Consider the following 23,805-nt stretch of genomic DNA (forward strand, 5'->3'; position numbering starts at 1 on the left):
ACTTTATGCGCGCGCTCTTTTTTACTTTTTGCCTGTTTTTCTGCCTCACTGGTTCTTTTACTTCCCAGGCACAGGAGGCGGTTCCTGACCAAGTTGCCTCAGACAAGGTAGACCGCCCCAAAAACAAATGGTATGCCCCTGATTACGTGGTGGCGCAGCATGCCGGCCTCATAGGGATTCTGGCGGCGGGCATTGGCTATGATTTCGGGAAGCACGACCGTACCAACGCTGAGCTTATGTATGGCTTCACGCCCAACTACGGTTTCAAGAACACCACCCACACCTTCACCACCCGGGTCTATTACCAGTCGCACCCCAAACCACTGTTCAAAGATGTCAAGATCAGCTGGATCAAGGCAGGCGCCGGTATCAGCATGACCATTGGTGAGCAGTTTGAGACCTTTTTCCCAAAAAAGTACCCCGACGGCTATTACATCTGGCCTACCGCTACCCGCATTCTGCCCTTTGTGGGTTCTTCCCTGGGCCGCGAGTTCAAAGGCAGGAACCGCCCGGTGTACGGCGAGTTCTACGGCGAGATTGGTAGCAGCGAGGTCATGATCATTGACAAGTACCGCAACAAGGGCATCTCCATCCCAGACATCCTCAACCTGGCCATTGGCGTACGGGTTTCGCTGTAATCCGTGTTGTTGCGGCAACCTGTTTTGGGCCTGTTTCAGAAAAAGCAGGCCCAAAGCCGCTTTTGAGGCAATGTCTTCTCCAGGGGCCAGCGCTGTAGGTTTCTAGCCAACAAACCCCGATTTTTGCGGCAGCTTTCCCTTCATGGATCTTGTTATGGACTATAATTACCTCAAATCACTGCACATCATCTTCGTGGTTACTTGGTTTGCGGGCCTCTTCTACATTGTGCGGTTATTTGTGTATTACGCAGAAACGGCCCAGAAACCCGAACCCGAGAAAAGCATCCTGCAGAACCAGTTTGCGCTTATGCAGAAACGGCTGTGGTACGGCATCACATGGCCCTCGGCGGTGATCACAGTCATCATGGGCCTGAGCCTCCTGCACTACTACACCCCCATTCCTACTTGGCTCTGGATCAAGCTGGGCTTTGTAGCCGGACTGCTGGCCTATCACTTGTACTGCCATCGCATTTACAAGCAGCACCAACGCGGTGAGATCAAACAAAGCTCCACCGCGCTGCGCATCTGGAACGAGGTGGCCACACTTTTCCTGGTAAGCATTGTTTTCCTGGTGGTTTTGAAAAACGGGCTTGATGCCACCTGGGGCGTACTAGGGTTCATCGGCTTGTCTGTCCTGCTCATGGTCGCTATTATGATCTACCGGAAACTGCGGAAAGCGTAACGGTTTTTGACTTCCCAACTAGTGGACTTTTCTCCAGGGCTATTTATCCCCCAAAGGCGAGGCAATTCGTCCGCAAAATGGTTTTCTTATAGACTTTCCACTAGTACTGTTTACCGGCCAAAGGTCTTACTGCTATCCTTCAGCCACCATTTTATCACGAGCCCTCGCCTACTGTCACTCCTCCTGCCATCCTGAAAGGATCTTGTGGGCCAGCTGTGATTGCATTTACTACAACGCCTTTTTAGTTCGCTCACAAGATCTTTCCAAGATGACAATAAAGAACAAGGGTTTAGGGTCTGATTTTCAGAAATCAGACCCTAAACCCTTGTTCTTACCACTAGTACATCGGTTTGCCTCGGAAATTCACTCCATCCTTACTCCTCCAAGGGAGAGGCTCTCTCAAAAGGATTTATCCTTCTAAAGACAATTGGTTGCCTTGAGCGCCATGGCTCCAGATTCCCAGATTATCAGACCGCTTTGCTGAACATCGGCTGGGCCGAAGCATTATTTGTCCCTTTTTTCAGGTACAAGTCAAAGGCGGCGCAGACGGAACGCAGGAACCGGAGACCGGTGGAAGTTAAAACCAACTCCTCTTTTCCTAGCTCTATCAACCCATCGGCGGCCAGGCTTTGCAATACGGGCTGCACCTGCTCCCGGATCAACTCGGCTCCGGGGCTGTGCTGCCAATTGGTTTTCCCGTTGCAGGCGATGTCCAGGATATGGCGGCGCATCTGTGCGTCTTCCTGAGTGAGCAGGTAACCTTTGAACAGCGGCCACTCGCCCATGGCCAGCAGCGCGTAGTATTCCTCTACGGTTTTCACGTTCTGAAGGTACCCACGGGACAAGTCACTGATAGAGGACACGCCTAGGCCCACCATGAGATGCGTCTGGTTCGTGGTGTAACCCATGAAGTTCCGGTGCAGGCGGCCTTCGCGCTGCGCCACGCACAGTTCCTCCTGGGGGAACGCAAAATGGTCCATGCCCACATCTTCATAGCCCGCTTCTGACAGCATGGTCTGGCCCAACGTGTAAAGTGCCAGTTTATCAGAATCTGAGGGTAAATCAGCCTCAGAGTAATGCCGCTGCGATTTCTCTTTCCAAGGCACGTGGGCGTACGAGTAATAGGCGATGCGGTCGGGTTTCAGGCCAATGACCTGCCGGAAGGTGTCTTCCATGCTGGCCGGGTTCTGGAACGGAAGGCCGTAGATGAGGTCATAGTTCACCGAGGTGTAGCCGATCTGACGGGCCAGTTGGGTAGCCTGCACCAGGTTCTCCAGCGGTTGCAGCCGGTTAATGGCTTTCTGCACTTTCTCAGACAGGTCCTGCACGCCGTAGCTTACCCGCCTGAACCCCACGTCATAGAGCGCCTGCAAGTGTTGGGCGGTGGTGTTGTTGGGGTGGCCTTCAAAGCTGAATTCGTGCTGCGGGTGCACCTCGGCCTGGGCCAAAATTCCGTTGATCAAGTATTGCAGGTTCTCTGGGCTGAAGAACGTGGGAGTGCCGCCGCCCAGGTGGATTTCCCTGATAATGGGTTTCTGGGGGAACAGCGCCAGGTACTTGCCCCACTCCTGCAGCACCGCCTTGAGGTACACCGGCTCTACCCCGTGGTTTTTGGTAATGCGTTTGTTGCAGCCGCAATACGTGCACAGGCTCTCGCAGAACGGCAGGTGGATGTACAGACTGATGCCTTCCTGCTGGTTAGAGGCGCTGAATGTAGAGAGCAACACCTCTTGCCACTGCGCCACGGCGGGCAGACTGTTTCCCCAGAAGGGTACCGTAGGGTAACTGGTGTACCGGGGAACTGGCACGTTGTATTTTTTCACCAAATCAACGGCGGGTAGGCTGAGAGTCAGGCAGGTTTCCATGGCACAAAGTTACCTTGGTCAAGGCCCACGGTAAGGGAGGCGCGTCATCTGGGGAGATGATCTTCATCAGTTTATCAGTTTGGTTAAGCACTTTGCTTTTGGCCTGTTTTCTGAAAAATCCTATAAAAGGAAACGGCCCTAAAAGGGCCGGCTCACTACAAACAACCAACATGAAGGCAGCTGTTGCCAGCCGCTTTATCTTTACCGTATGCGCCTGTGAAAGCACCAGGCCCCTACGCGTTATTCTATCTAAAAGCCTTGTCTCTTCGCAGCACCTTCCAGCCACACCGCAGGCACTCTCTTTTTTCTCTCGCTTGTTTCTTCCTGGCACTTGGCCGCTGCTATCCCATGCACTTCCTGTGGTTCCCCGTCTACTTTGCAAGCCGGTGCTAAAACCGGCATGACCCAGTTGAGACAGCCCAAGGCCAGGAAAGAGGAAAGCAGAAAGAAACGCATAACACCTACTTTAACAACTTTATATTCCTTGTTAATCAGTCTCTTATGCTAAAGACACTGCGTAACACAGGTGGTTGCACAGATTCTGAAAAATTTTACTGCATTTTCTATAATCCAAGCATCATACCATTATTTAATTAATTGATAATCAATTAATTATAAAAAGCAAGCAAAATAAAAATGTCCGCTTCCGAACAAATTTTATTCGGAAGCGGACACGAAAGGGAAACTGGTTTGGCAAAAATCTATAAAAAGAGGCGCAAAAACACGCGCCTGCTCTCCGTTTTAGGCTATTCTTCTTCCCGCTCCAGGAGCAGCACCGAAGACTGGGGCACAATGAAATACTTATCGCCCAGGTAATTGATTTCCACGGCGTCGCGCTGGAGATAGATGGCCAGATCCCCTTCACGGGCCTGTAGGGGGAGGTAGCGCACCTGCTCTTTTTCGTCCTGGTTCCAGATTTCGTCATCCAGGCCATAATCGGCGGGAATGGGGTACCCGGGACCAACGCGCATCACGTAGCCTTCCTGCACTTTCTCTTTCTCCTGCACCCCCGGCGGAAGAAACAAGCCGCTCTTGGTCTGCTCCTTCGTGCTCTTGGGCTTAATGAGCAAACGGTCTCCTACTACAATCAGCTTCTGCAATTTATGGGCGGGTGAGTCTTTGCGCATATTGGTAAAGGTTAAAAGGTACTTCGGCGCAAAGATATAACATCAGGGAAAGTTTGATGCCATAGAAAGGAACGGAGAGGTGCCGGATGTTTTTGGCTGTTTTGCAGAAAAGGGGAATTAAATGAATATCCGCAGCCGCAAGTTCAGCGCCTCCCTCCTTTTTTGTCATCTAACATTATTCTCCTCTATCATGTTGGGAAGATCTTGTGGGCGTACTAGGAAAAGGTTGTAGTAAACGCTATTACCGTTCGCCCATAAGATCCATTCAGGATGACAGGAGGTGAGGGCAACATTCCTCTCCCGCAAGTTTAGCGATAGCGTAACTTGTGGGTAGCACTTCTGGAAGTTTATAAACTTCCAGACTACTCCACCAATAACACCTCTACCAAGCCTTTCAGCCCGGCATAATCCCGGGCGCTGCTGTAGAGGTAATGCTCTGGCTCCTCTACCCAGCCTGCCACCACTGGGTTCTGGTGCAGGTATTCTAGCCGTTGCTCTACCATTACATTGCTGCTTAACTCAATAGGGTGGTTCTGTTGTTGCCAGAACTGATACTTCGTATTATTTGGGTTCTTTGTACCGGCCCGCTCAAACATCCAGAGCATCCATGCCCGACGGCTTTCCCGACTATTCTCTTCAATGGCTTTGGTCAGCTCTTTGGAAGTATGCCGTTTCAGGTCCCGCAGGATATTTTCTAATTTCTCTCCGGTTGAACCAATTATTAAATGCACATGATTGGACATCAGGCACCAGGCATAAACCTCCAGGCCTTTGTGTTTGATGCAGAACTGAAGGCTTTCCACAAAGATATCTCTGTACTCCCTTCTGGTGAATACATCAATCCAGTTGACGGTGGCGAAAGAGACAAAGTAAAGGCTCTGCTGGTTTCTTACTTTGTAGCTGCGGCTCATGGGGAAGAGGTAAGTTTATAAACTTACTCCACTGGGTACCCTCAAGTTACGCTATCGCTAAACTTGCGGGAGGAGGGGGATCAGACACTAAGATGTTTGTATTTCTCTGTTGCTTCAGCTACACTTAGGTTACTCAAAGTTGGAGGTCCTCCTCCAGGTAAATGGCTCTCAAAGAATGTCATTTCCCACAATCTGCCATCTAGAGGATCTTTAAAAAGAACCTCCTAGCCATTTACATCTGTAGCTAGCTTAAGTAAGTAATTTTTTGCCAGCCATTTAATCCGCTTGGAAACATCATTCTCCAAAACCTTTCCTCCTTCAACTATCCATGTTCCAATTAGTTTCACCTCAGTAGCATTCAACATCATAGTTAATCCTTTTTTCTCCCGCAAGTTTAGCGGCAGCGTAACTTGTGGGCAGCTATTTCGGAAGTTTATAAACTTCCTTGTACTATGGAAAACGTACACCCACCAGCCTCTCCTTCCAGAGAGGTCGCTGCCTTCAACATCCATTTACAGCCTGGTTTTCCTAAAACATACCCAAATCCCTTAATCCATCATATCAGCGGGCCGAGGGGCTTGCGGGGCTACGTCTGGGTTCCAGCTCATGGGGTAGTTCTGGTCTACCAGGTCCAGCGCCTCTACGGTCAAATACAGGGGCTTGAAGGTGTCAATCATCACGGCCAGTTCATGCGTTTCTTTCTTGCCAATGCTGGCCTCTACCGTGCCGGGGTGCGGACCGTGCGGCAAACCGCTGGGATGGATGGTGAACGAGGCGATGTCAATGCCTTTGCGGGACATGAAGTTACCGGCCACGTAGTACAGGATCTCGTCTGAGTCTACGTTGGAGTGGTTATAAGGGGCCGGAATGGCCAGCGGGTGGTAGTCAAACAGCCTCGGCACGAAGGAGCACACCACAAAACCCTGCGTCTCAAACGTCTGATGCACGGGCGGTGGCTGGTGAATACGACCGGTAATGGGCTCGAAGTCATGGATGGAGAACGCGTAGGGATAGAAATACCCGTCCCAACCCACCACGTCCAGTGGCGAGAAATCATAGTAGTACTGGTGAAGGAAGCCTTCTTTCTTGATCTGTACCAGGTACTCGCCGGGCTGGTCTTCCTGGAGCAGTTCATGCGGCGGCCGGATATCCCGCTCACAATATGGCGAATGTTCCAGCAACTGCCCGAAATGGTTTCTATACCGGCGCACCGTTTCTACGGGGCTGAAACTCTCGGTGATGAGCAGGCGCACCGGGCCTTCGCTCCATTTCCATTGGTGAATGATAGTACGCGGAATTACCACGTAATCACCGGCTTCCACCTCCAGGCGGCCCATCTGCGAGTGCAGTTCACCAGAGCCCTCATGAATGAATACGATCTCATCTGCCAGCGCATTCTTATAGAAATACGTCATCTCGCGCTCGCGCGGAAGACAGATGGAGATGGTGCAGTCTTTGTTCATCAAAAGCGTCTTGCGGGCGCTCAGGTAGTCCTCGCCGGTGGCTTCACCCTTGAACGGGCGGATGTGGTAAGGCGCCAGCGGCACGTCAGATTTCACGGGTTCATAGGGCACGGGTTCCCCAATGCGGGTGATCCTGGTAGGGGCATGCCGGTGGTAGAGCAACGAGGAAACCCCAGAAAAACCCAGGGTGCCTACCAATTGCTCATGGTACAGGCTACCATCTGGCTGCCTGAACTGCGTGTGCCGTTTGCGGGGAATATCGCCTAACCTATGATAGTATGCCATGCAAAGAAATGGGAGAAAAGGTGAACGCCTGAATGCGGCATATAAGTTAAGACTTCCGGGGCACAAAGCAAAAAGCGCGACGGGAAAATCCCACCGCGCTTTTTGCTTTGTAGTATGCCCAATGGCTCATTTTCTATCCTAAATCAGGGAAGGACTTCCTCGCTCCGGCCTTCGTTTGGCAGGAGTGATGAGTTCCTTTTTCCTGCCCAGGAAATGGGTCTGTACCCACTGGTTTCTCTACTTGCCCATGCTGAGGTGCCGGGCCTCGCTGAAAAGCCCCATGGCCCGCTGGAAATCTGGGTCAATCTCATTCAAGACCGGGTAGAAGCCGGCGGCTTCATAGCGGCTGCGGGCTATAAAGGCCTTCAGGTTATTGCGGATAATGCGTTCTGAGCGTTTCAGTTCCTTGGGGTCTACCTTGATGTCGGACTTCTTGGCCTCTTTCAACAGCCCCTGCATCATGGCGTCTGTCACCTGGAAAGACTCCTGGAACTGCGACAATGACGTAGTACTCAACTCCTGGCGGTGGTTCCCGAAGTACCGCAGGGCATACTCGCGCAGCACGTTCTTGCGGTAGAGTTCCGTTAGCAGGTTCGTGTTCTCCAGGGTGTCACGCGGCACGAACACATCTGGCATGATGCCTCCGCCTCCGTACACAATGCGCCCGCGGCTGGTCTTGTACTTGAGCGAGTCATTGAACTTGATGCTGTCCTGGGTGAAGAACTCCCCGTGTTTGTAGCGGTTCATCAGGTCCATCTCATAATCTTCCGTTGACTCGGGGTCATACGGTTTCTGAATGGAGCGGCCGCTGGGCGTGTAGTAGCGCGAGATGGTCAGGCGCAGCTCGCCACCGTCTGAGAGCGAGATAGGCACCTGCACCAGACCTTTCCCAAAGGAACGGCGGCCCACAATCAGGGCACGGTCATGGTCTTGCAAGGCACCTGCCAAAATCTCAGAGGCCGAGGCACTTCCCTCATTGATCAACACAATCAGCTCGCCGCTCTCAAAGTCCCCTTTCACTTTAGCGTAGTAATTGGCGTCATACTTAGAGCCTTTGCCATCTGTGTACACCAACTTTTTATGGCCGGCAATGAACTCATCGGCCATGCGGGTGGCGTGGTCCAGGTAACCGCCGGGGTTATCACGCAAATCCAGGATAAGGCGGTGCAAGCCTTGCTTTTTCAGGGCGGTCAGCTTCTCTTTGAATTCGTCATAGGTACCGTTAGAGAAGCGGCTCACTTTGATATAACCAGTTTGCTTGTCTACCATGTACCCCACATCTACCGACACGGACGGGATCTTACGCCGGGTCACGTTGAACTGCAGCGGTTTGCTCTCACTGGCGCGCAGCACGGTCAAACTCACCTTAGAGCCTCGGGGGCCCCGCAATTTGTTGAAGACTGTTTCATTGGAAATATTCACACCGGCAATGGTTTCGCCGTTCACCTTCAGAATCTTGTCTCCCGCCTGAATACCCACCTGCTCAGAAGGCCCTCCGCTGAGCGGCGCAATCACGTACAGAGTATCCCGGAAGATGTTGAACTCCACCCCAATCCCGTCAAAGTCACTTTCCAGATAAGAGCGTGCCATAGTCAGATCCTTGGCCGGGATGTAAGAGGAGTGCGGATCCAGCTTCTCCAGCATCTTGTTGATGGCGTACTCAGAAAGCTTCTCAGTGTTCACCGTGTCTACGTACTCCCGGTCAATGTAGCTCAGGATCTCCCTGAACTTGAGGTAGCCGCGGGCCGTGCCCTGGGGGTTGTTGTTGGAAGGCTGGAAGAAGGTAGCCCCCACCAGAATACCCACCGCCACGGCCAAACCCAGAAACAAAGGCAAGCGCACCTGGAACAAGGAGTTCTCTATTTTCTTATGCTCATTTTTCTCAGCCATATATTCTTCTAGTCTTAATAAAAAGGACGAAGCTTCTTTCTTAACAGATTGATTTACGTCTATTTACAGAAACACCCCAAAAAGACGCTTCCAGTATAGTACAAATTTCACCCCAGTTTAGTTGCCTGAACCGTTTCAGGAACCTTTAGCAAGCCGATTCGCCATTTTCTTCAGCTCCCGGGCGTAAACCTGCCGGTAGCTTCCGTTGCGGGTGGTGGTATCTGCGGCCGAGGCAATGGGCCGGGCCTGCACCCGCTGGGCAGTGGCCAGCGCTACCGCGGCAATCTGCTTTTCAGACCAGTAGTCTTTGAGGGCGCGCAGGCACTTGTAAATCAGCTCAGAATCCTCTGACTTGGCCTCCATCAGTTGCTCGGTGTAAAAGCCAATGGTGTTGAGGACCGATGTATTGCCCATGTCCTGGTAATAGTGCGGGAACAGCTCATGGCGCAGCATCTCATTGGCACCCTGCTGCTGCAGCACAAACAGGTAGTCTTTCCGGGCGTTCTGCAGCAATACGCCTTTGATGTCCGCGTGCTTGTCGGCCCAGTTGGCTTTGCCTTTGTGGGTTTCCGCAATGGCGGGAATTTCCTCGAAGGGGTTTGATTTCATGCCGGCCGGCGGCGTGAGCCCCACATATTTTGATCCCTTAGGATAGGTGATCTCAAATTCCGGCTCTTTGGGCTGGGGAACCGCAGCCGTGTCAGAAGCGGAAGCCACGGCCGCTGAATCTGCTGAGGATGCCTGTGTCTGGGAGGTCTTGGAAGCCATGTCGCGGAGCATCTTCTCACAGGAAGACAGGGAGAGCGCACTGAAACAGACAAGCACCAATAGGGCGCGCCTGGAGAAAGAATAGGTCATTGATTCAAGAAATAAAGACATGCTTCTAGTTATACTTTCCGCCCCATATCCTGCCCCTCGCTCCTAAAGTAATGCTTTAAGTCAGTTACTTGAAACAATTGAAATAGATTCTTTATCAACGTTTTATCCACTTTGCTATACACCTGCTTATCCACAGGATTATCCACTTATGACCTGTTTTTCAACCTATTGCCCATTTTCTTCAGCTCCCGGGCATACACTTGCCGGTAGTGTCCGGTCACGGTGGTTGTATCCTGGGCAAACCGCATCTGGCGGGCCTCTACCCTCCTGGCCGTAGCCAAAGCTACCTGCGCCACCTTGCTGGAGGGCCAATGATCTTTCAGCGCCCGCAGGCACATGTACATCAGCTTGGCATCTTCAGACCTGGCCTCTAGTAGCTGCTCAGTGTAGAAAGCAAGAGCCTCCAGCATGCGCGGGTGGGTGGGGTCTGCGTAGTAATGCGGGAAGATCTCGCGCCGCAGCATTTCATTGGCCGCCTGCTGTTGCAACACGAACAGATAGTCTTTGCCGGCATGGGCCGCCAACAGCAGCCGCATATCGGTGTCTTTGCCGGCGTAATCGCTTACCTGCCCATTGGCCTGGGCGATGCGTTGCACCTCCCGGAAAGGGTTGGGCCGCACGCCGCGCGGTGGCGCAAGTTCCTGGTATTTTGAATTAGCGGGAAAGGTGAGCGGCCACTCTGGCTCCCGCACTACCTGTGGACGTACCGGGGCAGATTTAGGTTTTGCCGGGGCAGAGGCTATCAACTGGACGGTCTGGCCCTTTTCCGCCTCTTTTTTCACAGGAGGCAGGAAAAACCGTTGCACCACCAGCGTGGCCAATCCCAGGGAAATCAGGAATACGTCAAGTTTATGGGATTTCATGGCCGGGTCTTCTGCTTACAAGTTTCCTCTCCTGCTCACCGCCCACCGGCGGCCTTCTCCTTCACGCGATGCGCTTAAGGGATGTTTTCCACAAAACACTCCTTGAACGGAGCAGGCTATGGTTCGCGTGTGTCATGTTCGCCGGTTTGGTACTGGGTTTTCTCCAAGTCCAGCTGTTGGCGTTGCTCCGGGGTAAGCGGGGCCAGGTTCCGGAGGTCGGGTTGCCCGGCATCTACCCAGGCCGTGAACCAGTAACTGGCCACCAAATGGACCGCCAGCCGCATTTGGCGCTCTACCTGCCCGTGGAGCCCCCGGTGGTAGGCCTGGCTGAACGCGCGGGAATACACTTTCACCGTGGTAGCCCCGCGCTCTTCCAGGCTGTACTTCTTGTCTTCTGGCAAAGTCTGGGAAAGTTGCTTTTCCACGGAAAAGACAGAATCCAGGGCGGCATGGGACCGTGCCACGATCTGCCAGGCAGTTTGGCCCGGCCGCGGTAGGTACTGCGGCGCTCCCAGAAAGAAATCATATTCCTGGCTCCAAAGTTCCGGCAAGCGGCTTTCCCACAACCCATGGATGCCGCGCTGCCCGGTGAACTGGCCGTTGTAGTTGCGGGTGGTATGCAAGGGAACGCAGGCATCGGCTACGTAATGGCCCAGTTCCGCCGAAAGGCGCAAGAGGCGCTGCAGGTCATGCTCCTTGAAGGCCTGGGTAAGCTGGTACTGCACCAAACTGATGTGCCAGGGCACAATACCGTGCCGTTGCAGGGTGTCCGGGGAAATCTGTTGGATGGCTTCAGCCCAGGAGCGGGGCAGTTTGTGGGCGGCGCTGTCGCCGTAGGCGTCCAGGTCAATGAAATGGCGGGCGCCTTCCTCTGGCACGGCATAGCGCCGTTTGTCTGGGGCCACGGCCTGCTCCATGAGGTAAGGCAGATGCTGCTTGTAGAGGCCTATCATCTCTGCGGGCAAAGTGAAGACGGCCTGCCGGTTAATGCGCTGGTGCGCGTAGAACCCCCAGGCCAAAGCCCCACGCCCTATTCCCAGAAAGAGCAACAGAAACAGCCACCTTTTTCGCATAGCTCTCTATACGAAGAAGATACAAGCCAGAGTTGGGCGTTTGAAGGCTGTTTTCAGAAGAACGGCCGCAAAAGGGAACCCGGCGGCAGAACAAAGAAGCCTTCCGTACGGTACCCCCGACAGGAATGGGGCGACTGAAGCCCTAGAGCCGGGCGGTTTTCTTAGCCTTCTGGTAATCTTCTTTGGTGAAGATCTTGATGCCGTAGTAGTTGATCTGCTTGTAATCATAGAGGCGCGCCACGTATTGGTCATCGGCGTAATCTGTGTAGGCGTCCACGAAATCAAGGCCTTCTATCTGCTCCCCTTCCTCCAGTACTGCCATGTGCCGCTGCTTCACATGTCTTCTGATCTTGTCAAAGGCAGGCCCACCCTGGGTGTTGTACAGGATGCGGTTGGGGTTGGTGTCACTATAATAGAGAATGCACCAGGCATCGGCGCCCTCGCCCTCCGGGTTGAAGGCCCAGACAGCTTTGCCCAGCTTGGCCTCAGCGGGCGCCGCATCAGATTTGGCCACCCACCCTTTTTCTCCCAGAAAGGCGCCTATCTCCTGCTTGCCCATACTCTGCAGCTTCAGGAGTTGACTCAGGCTCAGGCTCTGCCCTAGGGCGGTGAAAGAGAGCAACGCAAAAAACGGATATAGGAAGAGCTGCTTCATACCATCTTTCTGTTAAGTACTGCTTGACAGGAAGATACAGTTTTATTATTACAATTAAAAGAAGAATTGTGCAAACAAGCCAGAGGCTTCCTACCTCCTCCAGAGGACATTATCTATAAGCGAAAAGTGGATTTAGCTCTCGTGTCAACAAATACCTTAAGTAAAAGGCTGCTGCCCTGCGCCTCAAGTTTGGTCAAAGGAACATCCATAGAGTCATTTTAAAATATGGCGCGTAAGTTACTCCTGTCCCTTTTTAGCAGATAATTGATATGTATTGAGAAAGGCATGGAAGTAACATCCCCACCATAGGAATACTCAACCCAGAATCCTCCTCAGTACGCCAAAGACCTCGTAGTGTCCGAAGGTCCTACGAGCGTCTACCCAACCACCCTTTCGGCGCCTCTTTTTCCCAAAACAGCCCTAAAACAGAAAACCTCACAGGTCTGGCAGACCTGTGAGGTTTAAAAAGTACGCTAAAAGCGAATTACCGCTTTCCCGAACCGGGGAACTTCATGCGGTAATCAGCGTCCACGTCGCCTTTGGTGATTTTGGTGAGTTTGCCTTTCAAGAGGCGCTTCTTCAACGCTGACAGGTGGTCGGTGAAGAGGATGCCTTCAATATGGTCGTACTCGTGCTGGATCACGCGGGCGGTGAGGTCATCAAATTCCTCAATATGCTCCTGACCCTGCAGGTCATAGTACCGGATCTTGATGTTCTCCTGGCGCCATACTTCCTCGCGCACGCCGGGGATGCTCAGGCAGCCTTCGTCAAAGCCCCATTCCTCACCCGACTCTTCCAGGATGACCGGGTTGATGAAGGCCTGCTTCACACCCTTTTCTTCCTGGCCCTCTTCCATGAACGGTTTGGAGTCAATCACGAACAGCCGGATGCTCTTTCCTATCTGGGGAGCCGCCAGGCCTACGCCGTGCGCGTGGTACATGGTTTCATACATGTCTTCAATGAGCTTTTCCAGCTCTGGGGAGTCCAGGGGAATGTCTTGGGCTTTGGTGCGCAGCACCGGATCGCCGTAGGCAACTATAGGATAAATCATAAGTATTGTCTGCTCTCTAAATAACTCTGCAAAATAATGGTGGCGCTGATCTTGTCCACGGTGGCTTTGTCAGCGCGGGCTTTCTTGCTGATGCCCATGTCTATCATAGTCTGGAACGCCATGCGGGAGGTAAACCGTTCATCATGGGTGATCACTTTCTTGTCTGGGAACTGCTTTTGCAGCTTGCGCACAAACCCCACCACGTGCTGGGTGTTGTTGGTGTCTGAGCTGTCCAGGTGCTTGGGCATGCCCACAATGATCTCGTCTACGGGTTCCTGCTGGAAATACCTGGCCAGAAAGGCCAGCACATCCTGGCTGTGCACCGTGTCCAGCCCAGAGGCGATGATCTGCAAGGGGTCGGTCACGGCCAGGCCTACCCGTTTTACCCCGTAATCTATGGCCAGTATGCGCCCCATTTGGTTTGTTTTTACGTTGGTTCCGGGAAACTGGCCCGGAAACGGTTTGGCCCGCTGCGTTGCCTTAGGGCGCCGCAGCAGCACCGCAAAGGTAACGCATTATTCTGAAAAGCAGGCGCTCTGCCCCGGTTGCCTCTTTTCTACCACTGCACTTTTTCGTACCTTGGGGGATAAAACGAAACCCTCACCCATGTCTTTTCCAGCTTCTGCCCGGTCTGTCCGGCTCACTTTTCTGGCTCTGCTCTTGTGGAGCCTTTCCCTCCCTGTTTTTGCCCAAGCGGACCTTCAGAAATTAGACGCCTACTACCAGCAGGCGCTCAAAGACTGGAATGTGCCGGGCATGGCCATTGCCATTGTGAAAAACGACTCGGTGGTCTTCGCCAAAGGCTACGGCGTACGCGATTTGCAGAAAGGCGGTGCCGTGGATGCTAACACCGTCTTCGGGATTGCCTCCAACACCAAGGCCTACACCGCCGCCGCCCTGGCCATGCTGGTAGACGAAGGCAAGCTGCGCTGGGACGACCCCGTGACCAACTACCTGCCGTACCTGCAACTCTATGACCCGTACGTAACCCAGCACCTCAACATCAGAGACCTGCTCAGCCACCGCGTGGGCTTGCAGACCTTCTCGGGGGATTTGCTCTGGTACAATACCACCTACAGCCGCAAGGAGATTCTGGAGCGGGCCAAGTACCTCAAACCTTCCTACCCGTTCCGGGGCGGGTATGGCTACTCTAACCTGATGTTCATCGCCGCGGGCGAAGTGGTGGCGGCCGTGAGCGGGAAAACCTGGGAGCAGTTCATTCAGGAGCGTATTTTCCAGCCCCTGGGCATGACCCGTTCCTATACTTCGGTGCACCAACTCAAAGGCGTGGAGAATGTGGCCTCGCCGCATGGCAATCCCACTACAGATGCCGGCAAGCCCGTGCCCACCGTCCTCACCGCCTGGGACAACTGGAACCCGGCCGCCGGTATCTTCACCAGCGCCACCCAACACGCCAAATGGCTCAAGCTGCAACTGAACCGAGGCACCTACCAGGGCAAGCGCCTGTTTTCTGAGGCCGCCTCGCACACCATGTGGACCCTGCACAACCCTACCCCCATTGCCCCGCAGGCTTCGGCCCTCAACCCTACCGTCCACTTCACCGGGGCCGGGCTGGGTTGGATGCTCAATGATTACCAGGGCAAGAAGATAGTGGTGCACGGCGGTGGCCATGAAGGCATGAACAGCCGCACCGTGCTGGTGCCCGAAGAGAACCTGGGCATTGTGATCCTGACCAACAGCATGAGCAGCATCATGGCACCCATCGCCAACTACACCATAGACCAGTTCCTGGGCATCCAGAACGGCCGCGACTGGAGCCGGTTCAGCCTGGACTTGGCCGCCAAAGCCCGCGAGGCACAGAAAGCCGCTCCGACCGATGCGGCCAAGGGAAAAGCCGCCAAAGGTAAACTCACGCGCAACTTAAATGACTACGCCGGCACCTACCACAGCCCGGTGTATGGCAACGCCACGGTGGCGGTGCAGAATGGCAAGCTGGTTTTGAGCCTGGCGGCGGCTCCTGCCCTGGGCGGCGAGCTCTCCCTCTGGAAACCCGACATCTTTGACCTGGCCTGGAAAAACAACTTCGCGCTGCTCACGCCCACCAGGGCGCGTTTCCTGCCCGGCCCAGAGGGTACTATCCAGGAGCTTCGGCTAGATGCCAATAACCCAGATTTCCATTTCTCAGAACTGGAATTCAGCCGGGTAAACTAATAGAACCAGACTTGTATGTTATTTCAAGTAAGGGGGTTGCTCTGCAGGCAACCCATTTTTTGGCCTCCTTCATAAAAAGGGTCCTAAAACGGCAGCCCCTGTAATAATCTCTCCCCTTTCCCGACTAAAGCTTTGGCTCCCTCTCCGACTGCTGGTATTTTTGGGCTTTTCATGGACAAAACTGGAACTTACCTGCACACCATGAACTTTTTCCCTTCCAGCGTTGTGTGATGGATTCAGATCTTTATTCTTAAAACGCACCCTTTACTAACTTATACAAACTATACATGTCAAAAAAGAGCACCCTGGCCATCTTGCTGGCCGCCGCCCTGCTAACCCAGGCGCAAGCCCAGACAAAATCGGCCCCGGCCAAGAAAACCACCACCACTGCTAAATCTCAGTCAGGCCAAACCAAACTGATAGAGAAAGTGACCCGCAAGAGCGGCGAGTTGGTGATCCCTTACGAGAAATACGTGCTGCCCAATGGCTTGACCGTGATTGTGCACGAAGACCATTCTGACCCCATCGTACACGTAGACGTGACCTACCACGTAGGTTCCGGTCGTGAAGAGGTGGGTAAGTCAGGATTTGCGCACTTCTTTGAGCACATGATGTTCCAGGGCTCTGATAACGTAGCCGACGAGGAGCACTTCAAGATTGTCTCTGAGGCTGGCGGAACCCTGAACGGGACCACCAACCGCGATAGAACGAACTACTTTGAGACCGTTCCCTCTAACCAGTTAGAGACGGCCCTTTGGCTGGAGGCTGACCGCATGGGCTTCCTGCTGGATGCAGTGACGCAGCAGAAATTTGAGGTGCAGCGCGAGACCGTGAAGAACGAGCGTGGCCAACGCGTAGACAACGCCCCATACGGCCTGTCTTATGAGAAAATGAGCGCGGCCCTTTATCCGTATGGCCACCCTTACTCCTGGACCACCATCGGGTACATTGAAGACCTGAACCGGGTAAACGTAGATGACCTGAAAAACTTCTTCCTGCGCTGGTACGGTCCTAACAACGCTACCTTAACCGTGGGTGGCGACGTAACCCCGGCCCAGGTGGTGAAACTAGCGGAGAAGTACTTCGGCTCTATCCAGCGCGGCCCCGAGGTGAAGAACCAGAAGCTGCCCGCTCCGGTATTAGCCCAGGACCGTTACATTTCCTATGAAGACAACGTACGTTTCCCGCTGGTGCAGATGACGTTGCCTACCGTGCCTGCCAATCACCCAGATGAGCCGGCGTTGGATGTGCTTTCCAACATCATTGGTGGTGGCAAAACGTCTATCATTTACCAGAACATGGTGAAAACGCAGAAGGCCAACCAGGCCGGTGCGTACCATTCCACTTCTGAACTGGCCGGTGAATTCACGCTTTCTGCCCGTGTGCTGCCTACCCAGAACTTAGCTGATGCGGAGAAGCAACTGCGCGATGCCATTGCCGAGTTCGAGAAAAAAGGCGTGACCGATGAGGACATTGCCCGTTACAAAGCTTCTTATGAGGCCAGCATCATCAACAGACTATCCAGCGTTTCTGGGAAGACGTCTACCCTGGCGGCCAACCAGTTTATGACTGGTAATGCCAACTATCTTGTAAAGGAAAGACAGGCGGTAAACGCGGTAACCAAAGCCGATGTGCAACGCGTGTACAACCAATATGTGAAAGGCAAAAAAGCCGTGATCCTGAGCGTGGTGCCCAAGGGCAAATCTGAGCTGATCGCGAAAGCCGATAACTTTAAAGCAGATCCAAGCGGCTACAAAGCCCCCGCAGACCAGTACTCTGGCCTGAAATACGTGAAAGCCAAAGACACCTTTGACCGCAGCAAACGCCCGGCAGCGGGTGCCGTTCCAACCATCACCGTGCCTCCGTTCTGGAAAGAAAGCCTGGCCAATGGGATCAAGGTAATCGGCGCCAAGAGCGACGAAGTACCTACCGTGACCTTGCTGTTCACGCTGCAGGGTGGCCACAAACTGGAAGCGCACGATCCGTCCAAAGCGGGTATTGCTTCTTTGACAGCTTCTATGTTGAATGAGTCTTCGCAGAAATACACCGCAGAGGAAATCACCACGGAGTTGGAGAAACTGGGTTCTTCCATTGGTTTCAGAAGTGGCGAAGAAAGCATGACCGTTTCTGTACAGTCTCAGGTGAAAAACCTGGATGCCACCCTGGCTTTGCTGGAAGAGCGCATGTTCCGTCCTCGTTTTGACGCCGCGGAGTTTGAGCGCCTCAAAAAGCAACGTCTGGAAGCCATCAAAAACCAAAGCACCCAGCCTACCGTGGTCGCTGACAATGTGTACTACAAAATGCTGTACGGCGAGGGTCACATCCAGGCAATCCCGGTAGAGGGCACCGTGAAAACCGTGGAAAACATTTCCCTGGATGACGTGAAGAAATTCTACGCGAACTACTTCTCGCCTAGCGTGACCAACCTGGTAGTGGTAGGTGACACTGACCAGAAGCAGATCATGTCCAAGCTGGCGTTCCTGAACAAGTGGGCGCCTAAACCGGTGAACATGCCGTCTAACCTCAAAGCTGCCAGCATTGACAAGACCAAGATCTTCATCGTAGACAAAGAGAAAGCGGCCCAGTCTGAGATCAGAATCGGGTACATGGCACTTCCGTATGACGCCACCGGCGAATACTACAAAGCCGGCCTGATGAACTATGTATTGGGTGGTGCTTTCAACAGCCGCATCAACCTGAACCTGCGCGAAGACAAAGGCTACACCTACGGCGCTCGTTCCGGCTTCAACGGCACAGAGGAAGCTGGTCCATTCACCGCTATGGCTGGCGTACGTGCCAATGCTTCTGATGCCTCCGTGGTGGAGTTCATGAAAGAGATCAAGCGCTTCCGGGAAGAAGGCATCACTGATGCTGAACTGGCCTTCATGAAGAAAGCCATCGGGCAAGCGGACGCCCGCCGCTACGAGACTTCGTTCCAGAAAGCCGCGTTCCTGAACAACATGCTGCGCTACAACCTGACGCCTGACTACGTGGCCAAGCAGAACGAGATCCTGCAGAACATCACCAAGGAGGAGATCAACGCCCTGGCCAAGAAGTATCTGCCGGTAGATAACATGAGCATCATGCTGGTGGGCGACAAGGCCTCCATCAAGCCAGGCCTGGAGAAACTGGGCTATGACGTGGTAGAACTGGATACAGAAGGAAGCGTGGTATTGGCGAAAGCCGATGCTCCGGCTACCCCGGAAGTAAAGAAAGAAGAGCCGGTGAAAAAAGGCCGCAAAGCCAAAGTGCAAGGCCGCGTCTTCTAAGCTGATCTTACCGGTTTGCTTGACTAAAGTAAGCCCATTTTAAAGGCGTTTTCGGGGAAAGAACCCGGGAACGCCTTTTTTTATTAATGGCAAAAGGTTGAAGGGATAGTCTTAGTTTACTTCTGTACTTCAGGATTAATCTGATGTTGACTTCTTCCAACAGGCTTCCTTCTGAGAAATAATAGGCTATGGTGCGTTTCCCGGCCATATTTCGCCATAAGCACTGCTGTGGCACGTGCACGCCTTATGCCGTTGCTGGCGTAGCGGCTGCCTTTAACGAGGCCCTTATGCTGGGTATTTGCATGGCAACCCTTCGTGCGCTCACGGCCGCGAGACCCGTCTTCCCCTCTCGCACTGCCCTTTCGGCCTGAACTGTCTATCTCTCTTAGCTGCTGCTTTTCTAGGGCCAAAAGCGAGGCGCTCGCCGGGAAGACTGGAACAAGGGAAAGTTATCAAAGGTGGTGGTGACGAACCCTCTGTAGAGACAACGGCACCGCCTTGTCTCCCACGCATTGCTATCTTCTGCAGAGACATATCTCTCTTCCGGGAGAGGTAGATTCAGGGTCAAACTGCAATAATCGTCCACTCCAAAGACCTCGTAGTGTCCGGAGGTCCTACGAGGGTCTGCGCCTGTACCGTCCTGTCTCTTTTCTACAGACTTCTCCCTAAACAACTTTTTCCCCTGGTTCAAGTCTGTGACTTGGACCTACCATGACCTGTAGTTTGCAACTTCAGTGGGGCGAAAGCCCCAGAGGAGATATTGCCAAGAACAATAAAGGCGATAGAAGCAAATCTGCCTATAAGCTCCAAGTTGTATTAGACCCGCTTTTCAGAAAACAGGCTAAAAGCTCTTCTTCACCTGCACGCCGCCATAATAATTCCGGCCTGGCGCCGCCTGGAAATAACGCCCCCCGAAACCATTGAGGTCATTGCCCAGGCTGTAGTCCCGGTCAGAGGCATTGTCTACGCCCGCGTACAGATCAAGCCTCCAACTGCCCAGCAACGTGCGCCTAAAACCTGTTCGGCCGCCAAAGATGTAGTACTCCGGGGCGTACACGGTGTTGGCATCATTCAGGGGGATGTCTGAGGTATAGTTGGCGGTGGCGTGGAGGTAAAAGCCGGGTTTGGTTGAAGCGTCTAGCCCCAGGGTGAGCACGTGGGCAGGCGTTCCGGTGAGCCGGTTACCCGAGTAGTCGTTGTCGCCTGACACGTAGTCCTGGAACCGGAAATAGCTGAAGGCATAGGTGCTCCAGAGGCGTACCTGCCGCAGGTTTTTGGCGGGCGCCTGCACCAGGTCATAGCCTACGGCGGCTTCCGCGCCCTGTTGCCAGGTGGCGCCGGCGTTCAGGAACTCGTCCTGGTCCTGGGCATTGGTGCGCACCACAATGGTTTCCTTCAGCCTGAACCGGAAACTTACCACGTCATAGGTGAGGCGGCGGTTAGCGGAATTCCCCCGGATGCCTACCTCATAGTTGCGGCCTTTCTCTGGTTGCAGGGTGGTGTTGAACGAACCGGTGGAGGGCCGGATCTCCGCGTCAGTGGGCGGTGAGAAGCCGGTGCTCCAGCTGGCATGCACCGAGAGGTGCGGCGTAATGACCTTCACCAGTCCCACGCGCGGCGAGAACTGCGGGTTCAGGTTCCGGCGCTGGGTGGGCACGGAACTAGAGATGGCCGCATCAAACACGCGGGTCAACTGGTACTGCACTGAGTTAAGGCTGGCGCCCAGCGTCAAGATGAAATTGGCCGGCAAATCCACCTCGGTCTGCCCGAACACGAACCCTTGTTGCTGGACAATCTCATCATCATAGCGGAGCGTATCCGTTTGGCCTTTCACGTTCTGGTAGTGGCGCGAGTTCATGAAACTGCGGTAGCCTTCCGCGCCCAGCGTGAACCGGGTAGGCTGACCAATGATGGCGGTGCGGTACGTGGTGCGGGTTCTCCCGCCCAGGGCTTGGTTTGTGTTGCGCTCGTAATCAGTAGGGAACGGGTTGTCAAAGAAGCTGAAAACCCCGAACACCGACGTGGTATTGCTCCAGGCTTCATTGAACCGATAGGTGTGCGCCAGCCCCAGGTTAAGGGCATTGAGGTCAATAGAAGCTTTCTGATCTTTGTTCAGCTGCCGGGCGGCGCGGGGGTTCTGCGCAAACTGCGTGCGGGTAAGCGCCCCAGGCAGTTCATAGTACAGATCTGAATAATAACCGTGAAACGAGAACGTCTGTTTTTCTGAGGGGTTCAGCTGCCCAGACACTAGCAGGGTTTTTCGGTCCAGGGCGCTTTGCTCGCGGTAGCCCTCCAGTTCCTGCCGGTCATAACGCACCAGAAAATTAGACTTCTCAGAACCCACGGCGGCAGAAACAAAGGCTCGGCGTAACCCGAAGGAACCCACCACCCCTCCGACCGAGACACTGGTCTCACCCGGGGCCGGACGAACCGTCTCCAGGAGCACCGTGCCACCGGTACCCGCGCCGTACGTACTGCCCGCCGGACCTTTGATGACTTCCACGGAGCCAATAGTGGCGGCATCCAGCAGGTTGAGGGGCAGAGTGCTATTGGCTTCCACCAGCGGCACCTCATTGAGGTACACCTTCACGTTGCGCACCCCAAACGGCGCGCGCAGGCTACTGCCCCTGATGGAAAGCCGGTAACTGCCGGTGGCCCGCTCTTCCATGCGCACTCCCGGTATGGTGTTGAGGGCCGGCACCAGCGTGGTTTCACTGAAACGTTCCAGATCCCGCTTTTCCAGCACGGCCATTGACCCGGCGGTTTGCAATAAAGGCCGGCGGGTTTCATAACCTTTCACCACCACTTCCTGCAAATCCACTGCCAACGGTTCTAATAGAATGACCAGCGGCTTTCTGCCTTGGGGCACCACCAGTTTCTGCAACCGGTGGGTCACACGCTGCACCAGCAAGGTATCAGCCCGCGAGGACAGCACCAGCCTGAACTGACCAGAGGCATCAGTGACTGCCTGGATTCTGGTCACGGCTTCACTCACCGTGGCGCCTTCCAGCGGCTGCTGGGTACGGGCATCCAGCACGCGCCCGTTTATGGTGACTTGCGCAAAAAGAGGCAGGAAACTGAGAGAGAGCAGGAAGGTGAACAGGTATTTCATGAACAATAAGTCTGAGTAGAGGCTGCGGTCCCGAGGTCCAGAGCAGGAGGCGCCTTGCTGCCAAAGCCATTCTCTCTCCTTGAGCCGGTTTTTCTTACGGTATATGGGCGGCTATAAACCAACAAACCTAGCAAAAAAGCGTTGTTTTCTTGGTTACCTGCCTGTCAGGGGGCCTTCCTGGGTTGGGTGTTTTCCTATTTCCAAGCCTTCGGGTTTTGCCCGAGGGGCCGCTTAAGGAGAAGCCACGGTTGGGGCTGGTTGGCAGAAAAAGCCTCCGGAAACGGCAGCTTCCTGCCTGGCGCGCGAAGGACATACCCGGCAAAATAGTATCTTAGGGGATTCTGGCCAGTATTTTACCTGCCGCAACGCCCGTAAAAGGGAGCAGGCCCCAGTCTAAAAGCCGTATCCTATTTGACTCAAGTTCCTTGGGTTTTCATTCATACCTTATACCTACCTACTATGAAATTATTCTTACAATGGACCACCTTGATCCCCTTACTGGCCTGGGGTTTGTTTTTCTCGGGCTTGATCCATGAGAGCGGCGTTTTCCAGATGGTGGCGGGCATCCTGTTGATTTTGAGCGTGATGTCGGCGGTCCACCACTCTGAGGTGATCGCCCACCGGGTGGGAGAACCATTTGGTACCATCATCCTGGCCGTGGCCATCACGGTGATTGAGGTGTCCATCATTATCTCCCTTATGATCTCAGGCGGCGAACGGACGTCGGTACTGGCCAGGGATACGGTTTTCTCGGCCACTATGCTGATCCTGAACGGCATTGTGGGGCTCTGTCTTTTCATTGGCGGCCTGAAATTCCATGAGCAGATCTTCTCCAAGCATTCGGCCACCATTGCGCTGGTGTCATTGGTTTCCATTATTATCCTCACGCTCATCTTCCCTACGTTCACCACCAGTATACAGGGGCCTTATTACTCCACTCCCCAGCTTATCTTTGTCTCCGTGGCCTGCCTTGTCATCTATGGCTTTTTTCTGTTTGCCCAAACCAAGAGGCACCGCGAATATTTTCTGTCTACCACCGAAGAGGATGAACCGGCGGGCGTACAGGTCACCAACAAGGTGTTTGCCATGAGCCTGGCCATTTTGATCCTGAGTCTGGGCATTGTGGTGTTACTGGCTAAAACCCTTTCTCCTACCATTGAAAGCGTGATTATCAGCTATGATCTGCCCAAAGCCCTGGTAGGCGTGATCATTGCTGCCGTGATCCTCCTCCCTGAGGGGATTGCCGCCATTATTGCCGTCCGCAACAATCAGTTGCAGACCAGTTTGAATCTGGCGCTGGGCTCTGCGTTGGCAAGTATTGGGTTAACCATTCCGTGTGTGGCGGTGGTGAGCGGTATGCTCAACATGAACCTGATCCTGGGGCTGGACATCAAGTCCATCATCTTGCTGGGGCTCTCGGTGTTCACGGTGATGCTGTCGTTGGCCAGCGGCCGAACCAATATCATCTACGGCGTGGTGCTGCTGGTGAACCTGGCCGCCTTTATCTTCCTGATCATCCACCCGTAAGCCAGAAGCGAAACGGCCCCTGGCCGATGCTCTTTTTCCTGTAAAGCCGGCCTTCTGAAAAGAAAGCACAGGTAGCGGTGACCGTTTTATGGCACCTTTGAAAAGAGCGTCGCCTCAGGCAAGATCCAAATGTTTCAGACCATCATCCGCTTTTCAGATAACAGGGCAGTTCCGCAAGGGGCTGCCCTGCTTGTTGGTGCCCAGAACCGTTTCCGTTTCAGGTCCCCTTGCCAGAAAACAGCCCTGAAACACGTTTCCCGGGCCTTATGCTTTGCTGCGGCCTGGTGCTCCTGTATTTATTGTCTTCTGATCAGGCGGCCCTGGTTACTTAGAAGATACCTGC

General features: G+C 53.9%; 17 protein-coding genes and 3 pseudogenes. 6 read left to right on the forward strand and 14 right to left on the reverse strand.

Annotated elements, in window-relative coordinates; genetic code table 11:
* The first annotated feature begins 5 nt into the window (after nucleotides 1–5).
* Both FOE74_RS11965 and FOE74_RS11970 read left to right on the forward strand, forming a co-directional pair.
* Complete coding sequence (locus FOE74_RS11965) at nucleotides 6–638, forward strand: hypothetical protein (RefSeq protein WP_149098859.1); 633 nt, start codon at nucleotides 6–8, stop codon at nucleotides 636–638.
* 154 nt (nucleotides 639–792) lie between these two features.
* A complete protein-coding gene (locus FOE74_RS11970) occupies nucleotides 793–1,320 on the forward strand; it encodes a CopD family protein (protein ID WP_149098860.1) in 528 nt (175 codons plus the stop codon).
* A 467-nt stretch (nucleotides 1,321–1,787) separates the two neighbouring features.
* Here the strand turns inward: FOE74_RS11970 and hemN are convergent, their stop codons facing one another.
* From hemN to ruvX, 13 genes and pseudogenes are all read right to left on the reverse strand, one after another.
* Complete coding sequence (gene hemN, locus FOE74_RS11975; protein ID WP_149098861.1) at nucleotides 1,788–3,185, reverse strand: oxygen-independent coproporphyrinogen III oxidase; 1,398 nt, start codon at nucleotides 3,183–3,185, stop codon at nucleotides 1,788–1,790.
* Between the two features lie 746 nt (nucleotides 3,186–3,931).
* Nucleotides 3,932–4,312 carry a co-chaperone GroES gene (locus FOE74_RS11985; protein ID WP_149098863.1) on the reverse strand — a complete coding sequence of 127 codons (381 nt, stop codon included), beginning with the start codon at nucleotides 4,310–4,312 and terminating at the stop codon, nucleotides 3,932–3,934.
* 362 nt (nucleotides 4,313–4,674) lie between these two features.
* Nucleotides 4,675–5,223: an REP-associated tyrosine transposase gene (locus FOE74_RS11990; protein WP_149098864.1), complete on the reverse strand. Its 549-nt coding sequence runs from the start codon at nucleotides 5,221–5,223 to the stop codon at nucleotides 4,675–4,677.
* Nucleotides 5,224–5,303: 80 nt separating this feature from the next.
* Nucleotides 5,304–5,429: pseudogene (locus FOE74_RS21705) on the reverse strand (Imm27 family immunity protein); the annotation flags it as partial.
* Between the two features lie 18 nt (nucleotides 5,430–5,447).
* Nucleotides 5,448–5,735 (reverse strand): hypothetical protein, encoded by a 288-nt coding sequence (locus tag FOE74_RS12000; RefSeq protein ID WP_149098866.1) that lies wholly within the window; start codon nucleotides 5,733–5,735, stop codon nucleotides 5,448–5,450.
* 36 nt (nucleotides 5,736–5,771) lie between these two features.
* Nucleotides 5,772–6,971 carry a homogentisate 1,2-dioxygenase gene (locus FOE74_RS12005; protein WP_149098867.1) on the reverse strand — a complete coding sequence of 400 codons (1,200 nt, stop codon included), beginning with the start codon at nucleotides 6,969–6,971 and terminating at the stop codon, nucleotides 5,772–5,774.
* 237 nt (nucleotides 6,972–7,208) lie between these two features.
* Nucleotides 7,209–8,861, reverse strand: coding sequence for a S41 family peptidase (locus tag FOE74_RS12010; RefSeq protein ID WP_149098868.1), 1,653 nt, complete (start codon nucleotides 8,859–8,861; stop codon nucleotides 7,209–7,211).
* A gap of 135 nt (nucleotides 8,862–8,996) precedes the next feature.
* Nucleotides 8,997–9,740, reverse strand: coding sequence for a hypothetical protein (locus FOE74_RS12015; protein ID WP_149098869.1), 744 nt, complete (start codon nucleotides 9,738–9,740; stop codon nucleotides 8,997–8,999).
* A gap of 146 nt (nucleotides 9,741–9,886) precedes the next feature.
* Nucleotides 9,887–10,603: a hypothetical protein gene (locus FOE74_RS12020; protein WP_149098870.1), complete on the reverse strand. Its 717-nt coding sequence runs from the start codon at nucleotides 10,601–10,603 to the stop codon at nucleotides 9,887–9,889.
* Nucleotides 10,604–10,719: 116 nt separating this feature from the next.
* Complete coding sequence (locus FOE74_RS12025; protein ID WP_149098871.1) at nucleotides 10,720–11,676, reverse strand: zinc dependent phospholipase C family protein; 957 nt, start codon at nucleotides 11,674–11,676, stop codon at nucleotides 10,720–10,722.
* A 142-nt stretch (nucleotides 11,677–11,818) separates the two neighbouring features.
* On the reverse strand, nucleotides 11,819–12,331 hold the full coding sequence (locus FOE74_RS12030; protein WP_149098872.1) for a hypothetical protein: 513 nt from the start codon (nucleotides 12,329–12,331) through the stop codon (nucleotides 11,819–11,821).
* 484 nt (nucleotides 12,332–12,815) lie between these two features.
* Nucleotides 12,816–13,382 (reverse strand): peptide deformylase, encoded by a 567-nt coding sequence (gene def, locus FOE74_RS12035; protein WP_149098873.1) that lies wholly within the window; start codon nucleotides 13,380–13,382, stop codon nucleotides 12,816–12,818.
* Nucleotides 13,379–13,798, reverse strand: coding sequence for a Holliday junction resolvase RuvX (gene ruvX, locus FOE74_RS12040; RefSeq protein ID WP_149098874.1), 420 nt, complete (start codon nucleotides 13,796–13,798; stop codon nucleotides 13,379–13,381). The genes def and ruvX overlap by 4 nt, the downstream gene beginning before the upstream one ends.
* A gap of 190 nt (nucleotides 13,799–13,988) precedes the next feature.
* Between ruvX and FOE74_RS12045 the strand changes: the two genes are divergently transcribed.
* From FOE74_RS12045 to FOE74_RS21715, 3 genes and pseudogenes are all read left to right on the forward strand, one after another.
* Nucleotides 13,989–15,554: a serine hydrolase gene (locus tag FOE74_RS12045; protein ID WP_149098875.1), complete on the forward strand. Its 1,566-nt coding sequence runs from the start codon at nucleotides 13,989–13,991 to the stop codon at nucleotides 15,552–15,554.
* A gap of 287 nt (nucleotides 15,555–15,841) precedes the next feature.
* A pseudogene (locus FOE74_RS21710) lies at nucleotides 15,842–17,035 on the forward strand (M16 family metallopeptidase); the annotation flags it as partial.
* A 450-nt stretch (nucleotides 17,036–17,485) separates the two neighbouring features.
* Nucleotides 17,486–18,823 (forward strand): annotated as a pseudogene (locus tag FOE74_RS21715) (M16 family metallopeptidase); the annotation flags it as partial.
* Between the two features lie 841 nt (nucleotides 18,824–19,664).
* On the opposite strand, the gene FOE74_RS12055 reads toward FOE74_RS21715, so the two are convergent.
* On the reverse strand, nucleotides 19,665–21,935 hold the full coding sequence (locus tag FOE74_RS12055) for a TonB-dependent receptor domain-containing protein (RefSeq protein WP_149098877.1): 2,271 nt from the start codon (nucleotides 21,933–21,935) through the stop codon (nucleotides 19,665–19,667).
* Nucleotides 21,936–22,394: 459 nt separating this feature from the next.
* On the opposite strand from FOE74_RS12055, the gene FOE74_RS12060 reads away from it, so the two are divergent.
* Nucleotides 22,395–23,462 carry a calcium:proton antiporter gene (locus tag FOE74_RS12060; protein ID WP_149098878.1) on the forward strand — a complete coding sequence of 356 codons (1,068 nt, stop codon included), beginning with the start codon at nucleotides 22,395–22,397 and terminating at the stop codon, nucleotides 23,460–23,462.
* Nucleotides 23,463–23,805 lie beyond the last annotated feature (343 nt).

Origin of the sequence: Rufibacter glacialis (assembly GCF_008271745.1) — a bacterium.
GTDB classification, from domain to species: domain Bacteria; phylum Bacteroidota; class Bacteroidia; order Cytophagales; family Hymenobacteraceae; genus Nibribacter; species Nibribacter glacialis.

Bases quoted from the DNA above. Each gene is read 5' to 3' on its own strand.
- FOE74_RS11965 (WP_149098859.1), top strand. From the start codon at position 6: ATGCGCGCGCTCTTTTTTACTTTTTGCCTGTTTTTCTGCCTCACTGGT.
- FOE74_RS11970 (WP_149098860.1), top strand. From the start codon at position 793: ATGGACTATAATTACCTCAAATCACTGCACATCATCTTCGTGGTTACT.
- hemN (WP_149098861.1), bottom strand. From the start codon at position 3,185: ATGGAAACCTGCCTGACTCTCAGCCTACCCGCCGTTGATTTGGTGAAA.
- FOE74_RS11985 (WP_149098863.1), bottom strand. From the start codon at position 4,312: ATGCGCAAAGACTCACCCGCCCATAAATTGCAGAAGCTGATTGTAGTA.
- FOE74_RS11990 (WP_149098864.1), bottom strand. From the start codon at position 5,223: ATGAGCCGCAGCTACAAAGTAAGAAACCAGCAGAGCCTTTACTTTGTC.
- FOE74_RS12000 (WP_149098866.1), bottom strand. From the start codon at position 5,735: ATGGATGTTGAAGGCAGCGACCTCTCTGGAAGGAGAGGCTGGTGGGTG.
- FOE74_RS12005 (WP_149098867.1), bottom strand. From the start codon at position 6,971: ATGGCATACTATCATAGGTTAGGCGATATTCCCCGCAAACGGCACACG.
- FOE74_RS12010 (WP_149098868.1), bottom strand. From the start codon at position 8,861: ATGGCTGAGAAAAATGAGCATAAGAAAATAGAGAACTCCTTGTTCCAG.
- FOE74_RS12015 (WP_149098869.1), bottom strand. From the start codon at position 9,740: ATGTCTTTATTTCTTGAATCAATGACCTATTCTTTCTCCAGGCGCGCC.
- FOE74_RS12020 (WP_149098870.1), bottom strand. From the start codon at position 10,603: ATGAAATCCCATAAACTTGACGTATTCCTGATTTCCCTGGGATTGGCC.
- FOE74_RS12025 (WP_149098871.1), bottom strand. From the start codon at position 11,676: ATGCGAAAAAGGTGGCTGTTTCTGTTGCTCTTTCTGGGAATAGGGCGT.
- FOE74_RS12030 (WP_149098872.1), bottom strand. From the start codon at position 12,331: ATGAAGCAGCTCTTCCTATATCCGTTTTTTGCGTTGCTCTCTTTCACC.
- def (WP_149098873.1), bottom strand. From the start codon at position 13,382: ATGATTTATCCTATAGTTGCCTACGGCGATCCGGTGCTGCGCACCAAA.
- ruvX (WP_149098874.1), bottom strand. From the start codon at position 13,798: ATGGGGCGCATACTGGCCATAGATTACGGGGTAAAACGGGTAGGCCTG.
- FOE74_RS12045 (WP_149098875.1), top strand. From the start codon at position 13,989: ATGTCTTTTCCAGCTTCTGCCCGGTCTGTCCGGCTCACTTTTCTGGCT.
- FOE74_RS12055 (WP_149098877.1), bottom strand. From the start codon at position 21,935: ATGAAATACCTGTTCACCTTCCTGCTCTCTCTCAGTTTCCTGCCTCTT.
- FOE74_RS12060 (WP_149098878.1), top strand. From the start codon at position 22,395: ATGAAATTATTCTTACAATGGACCACCTTGATCCCCTTACTGGCCTGG.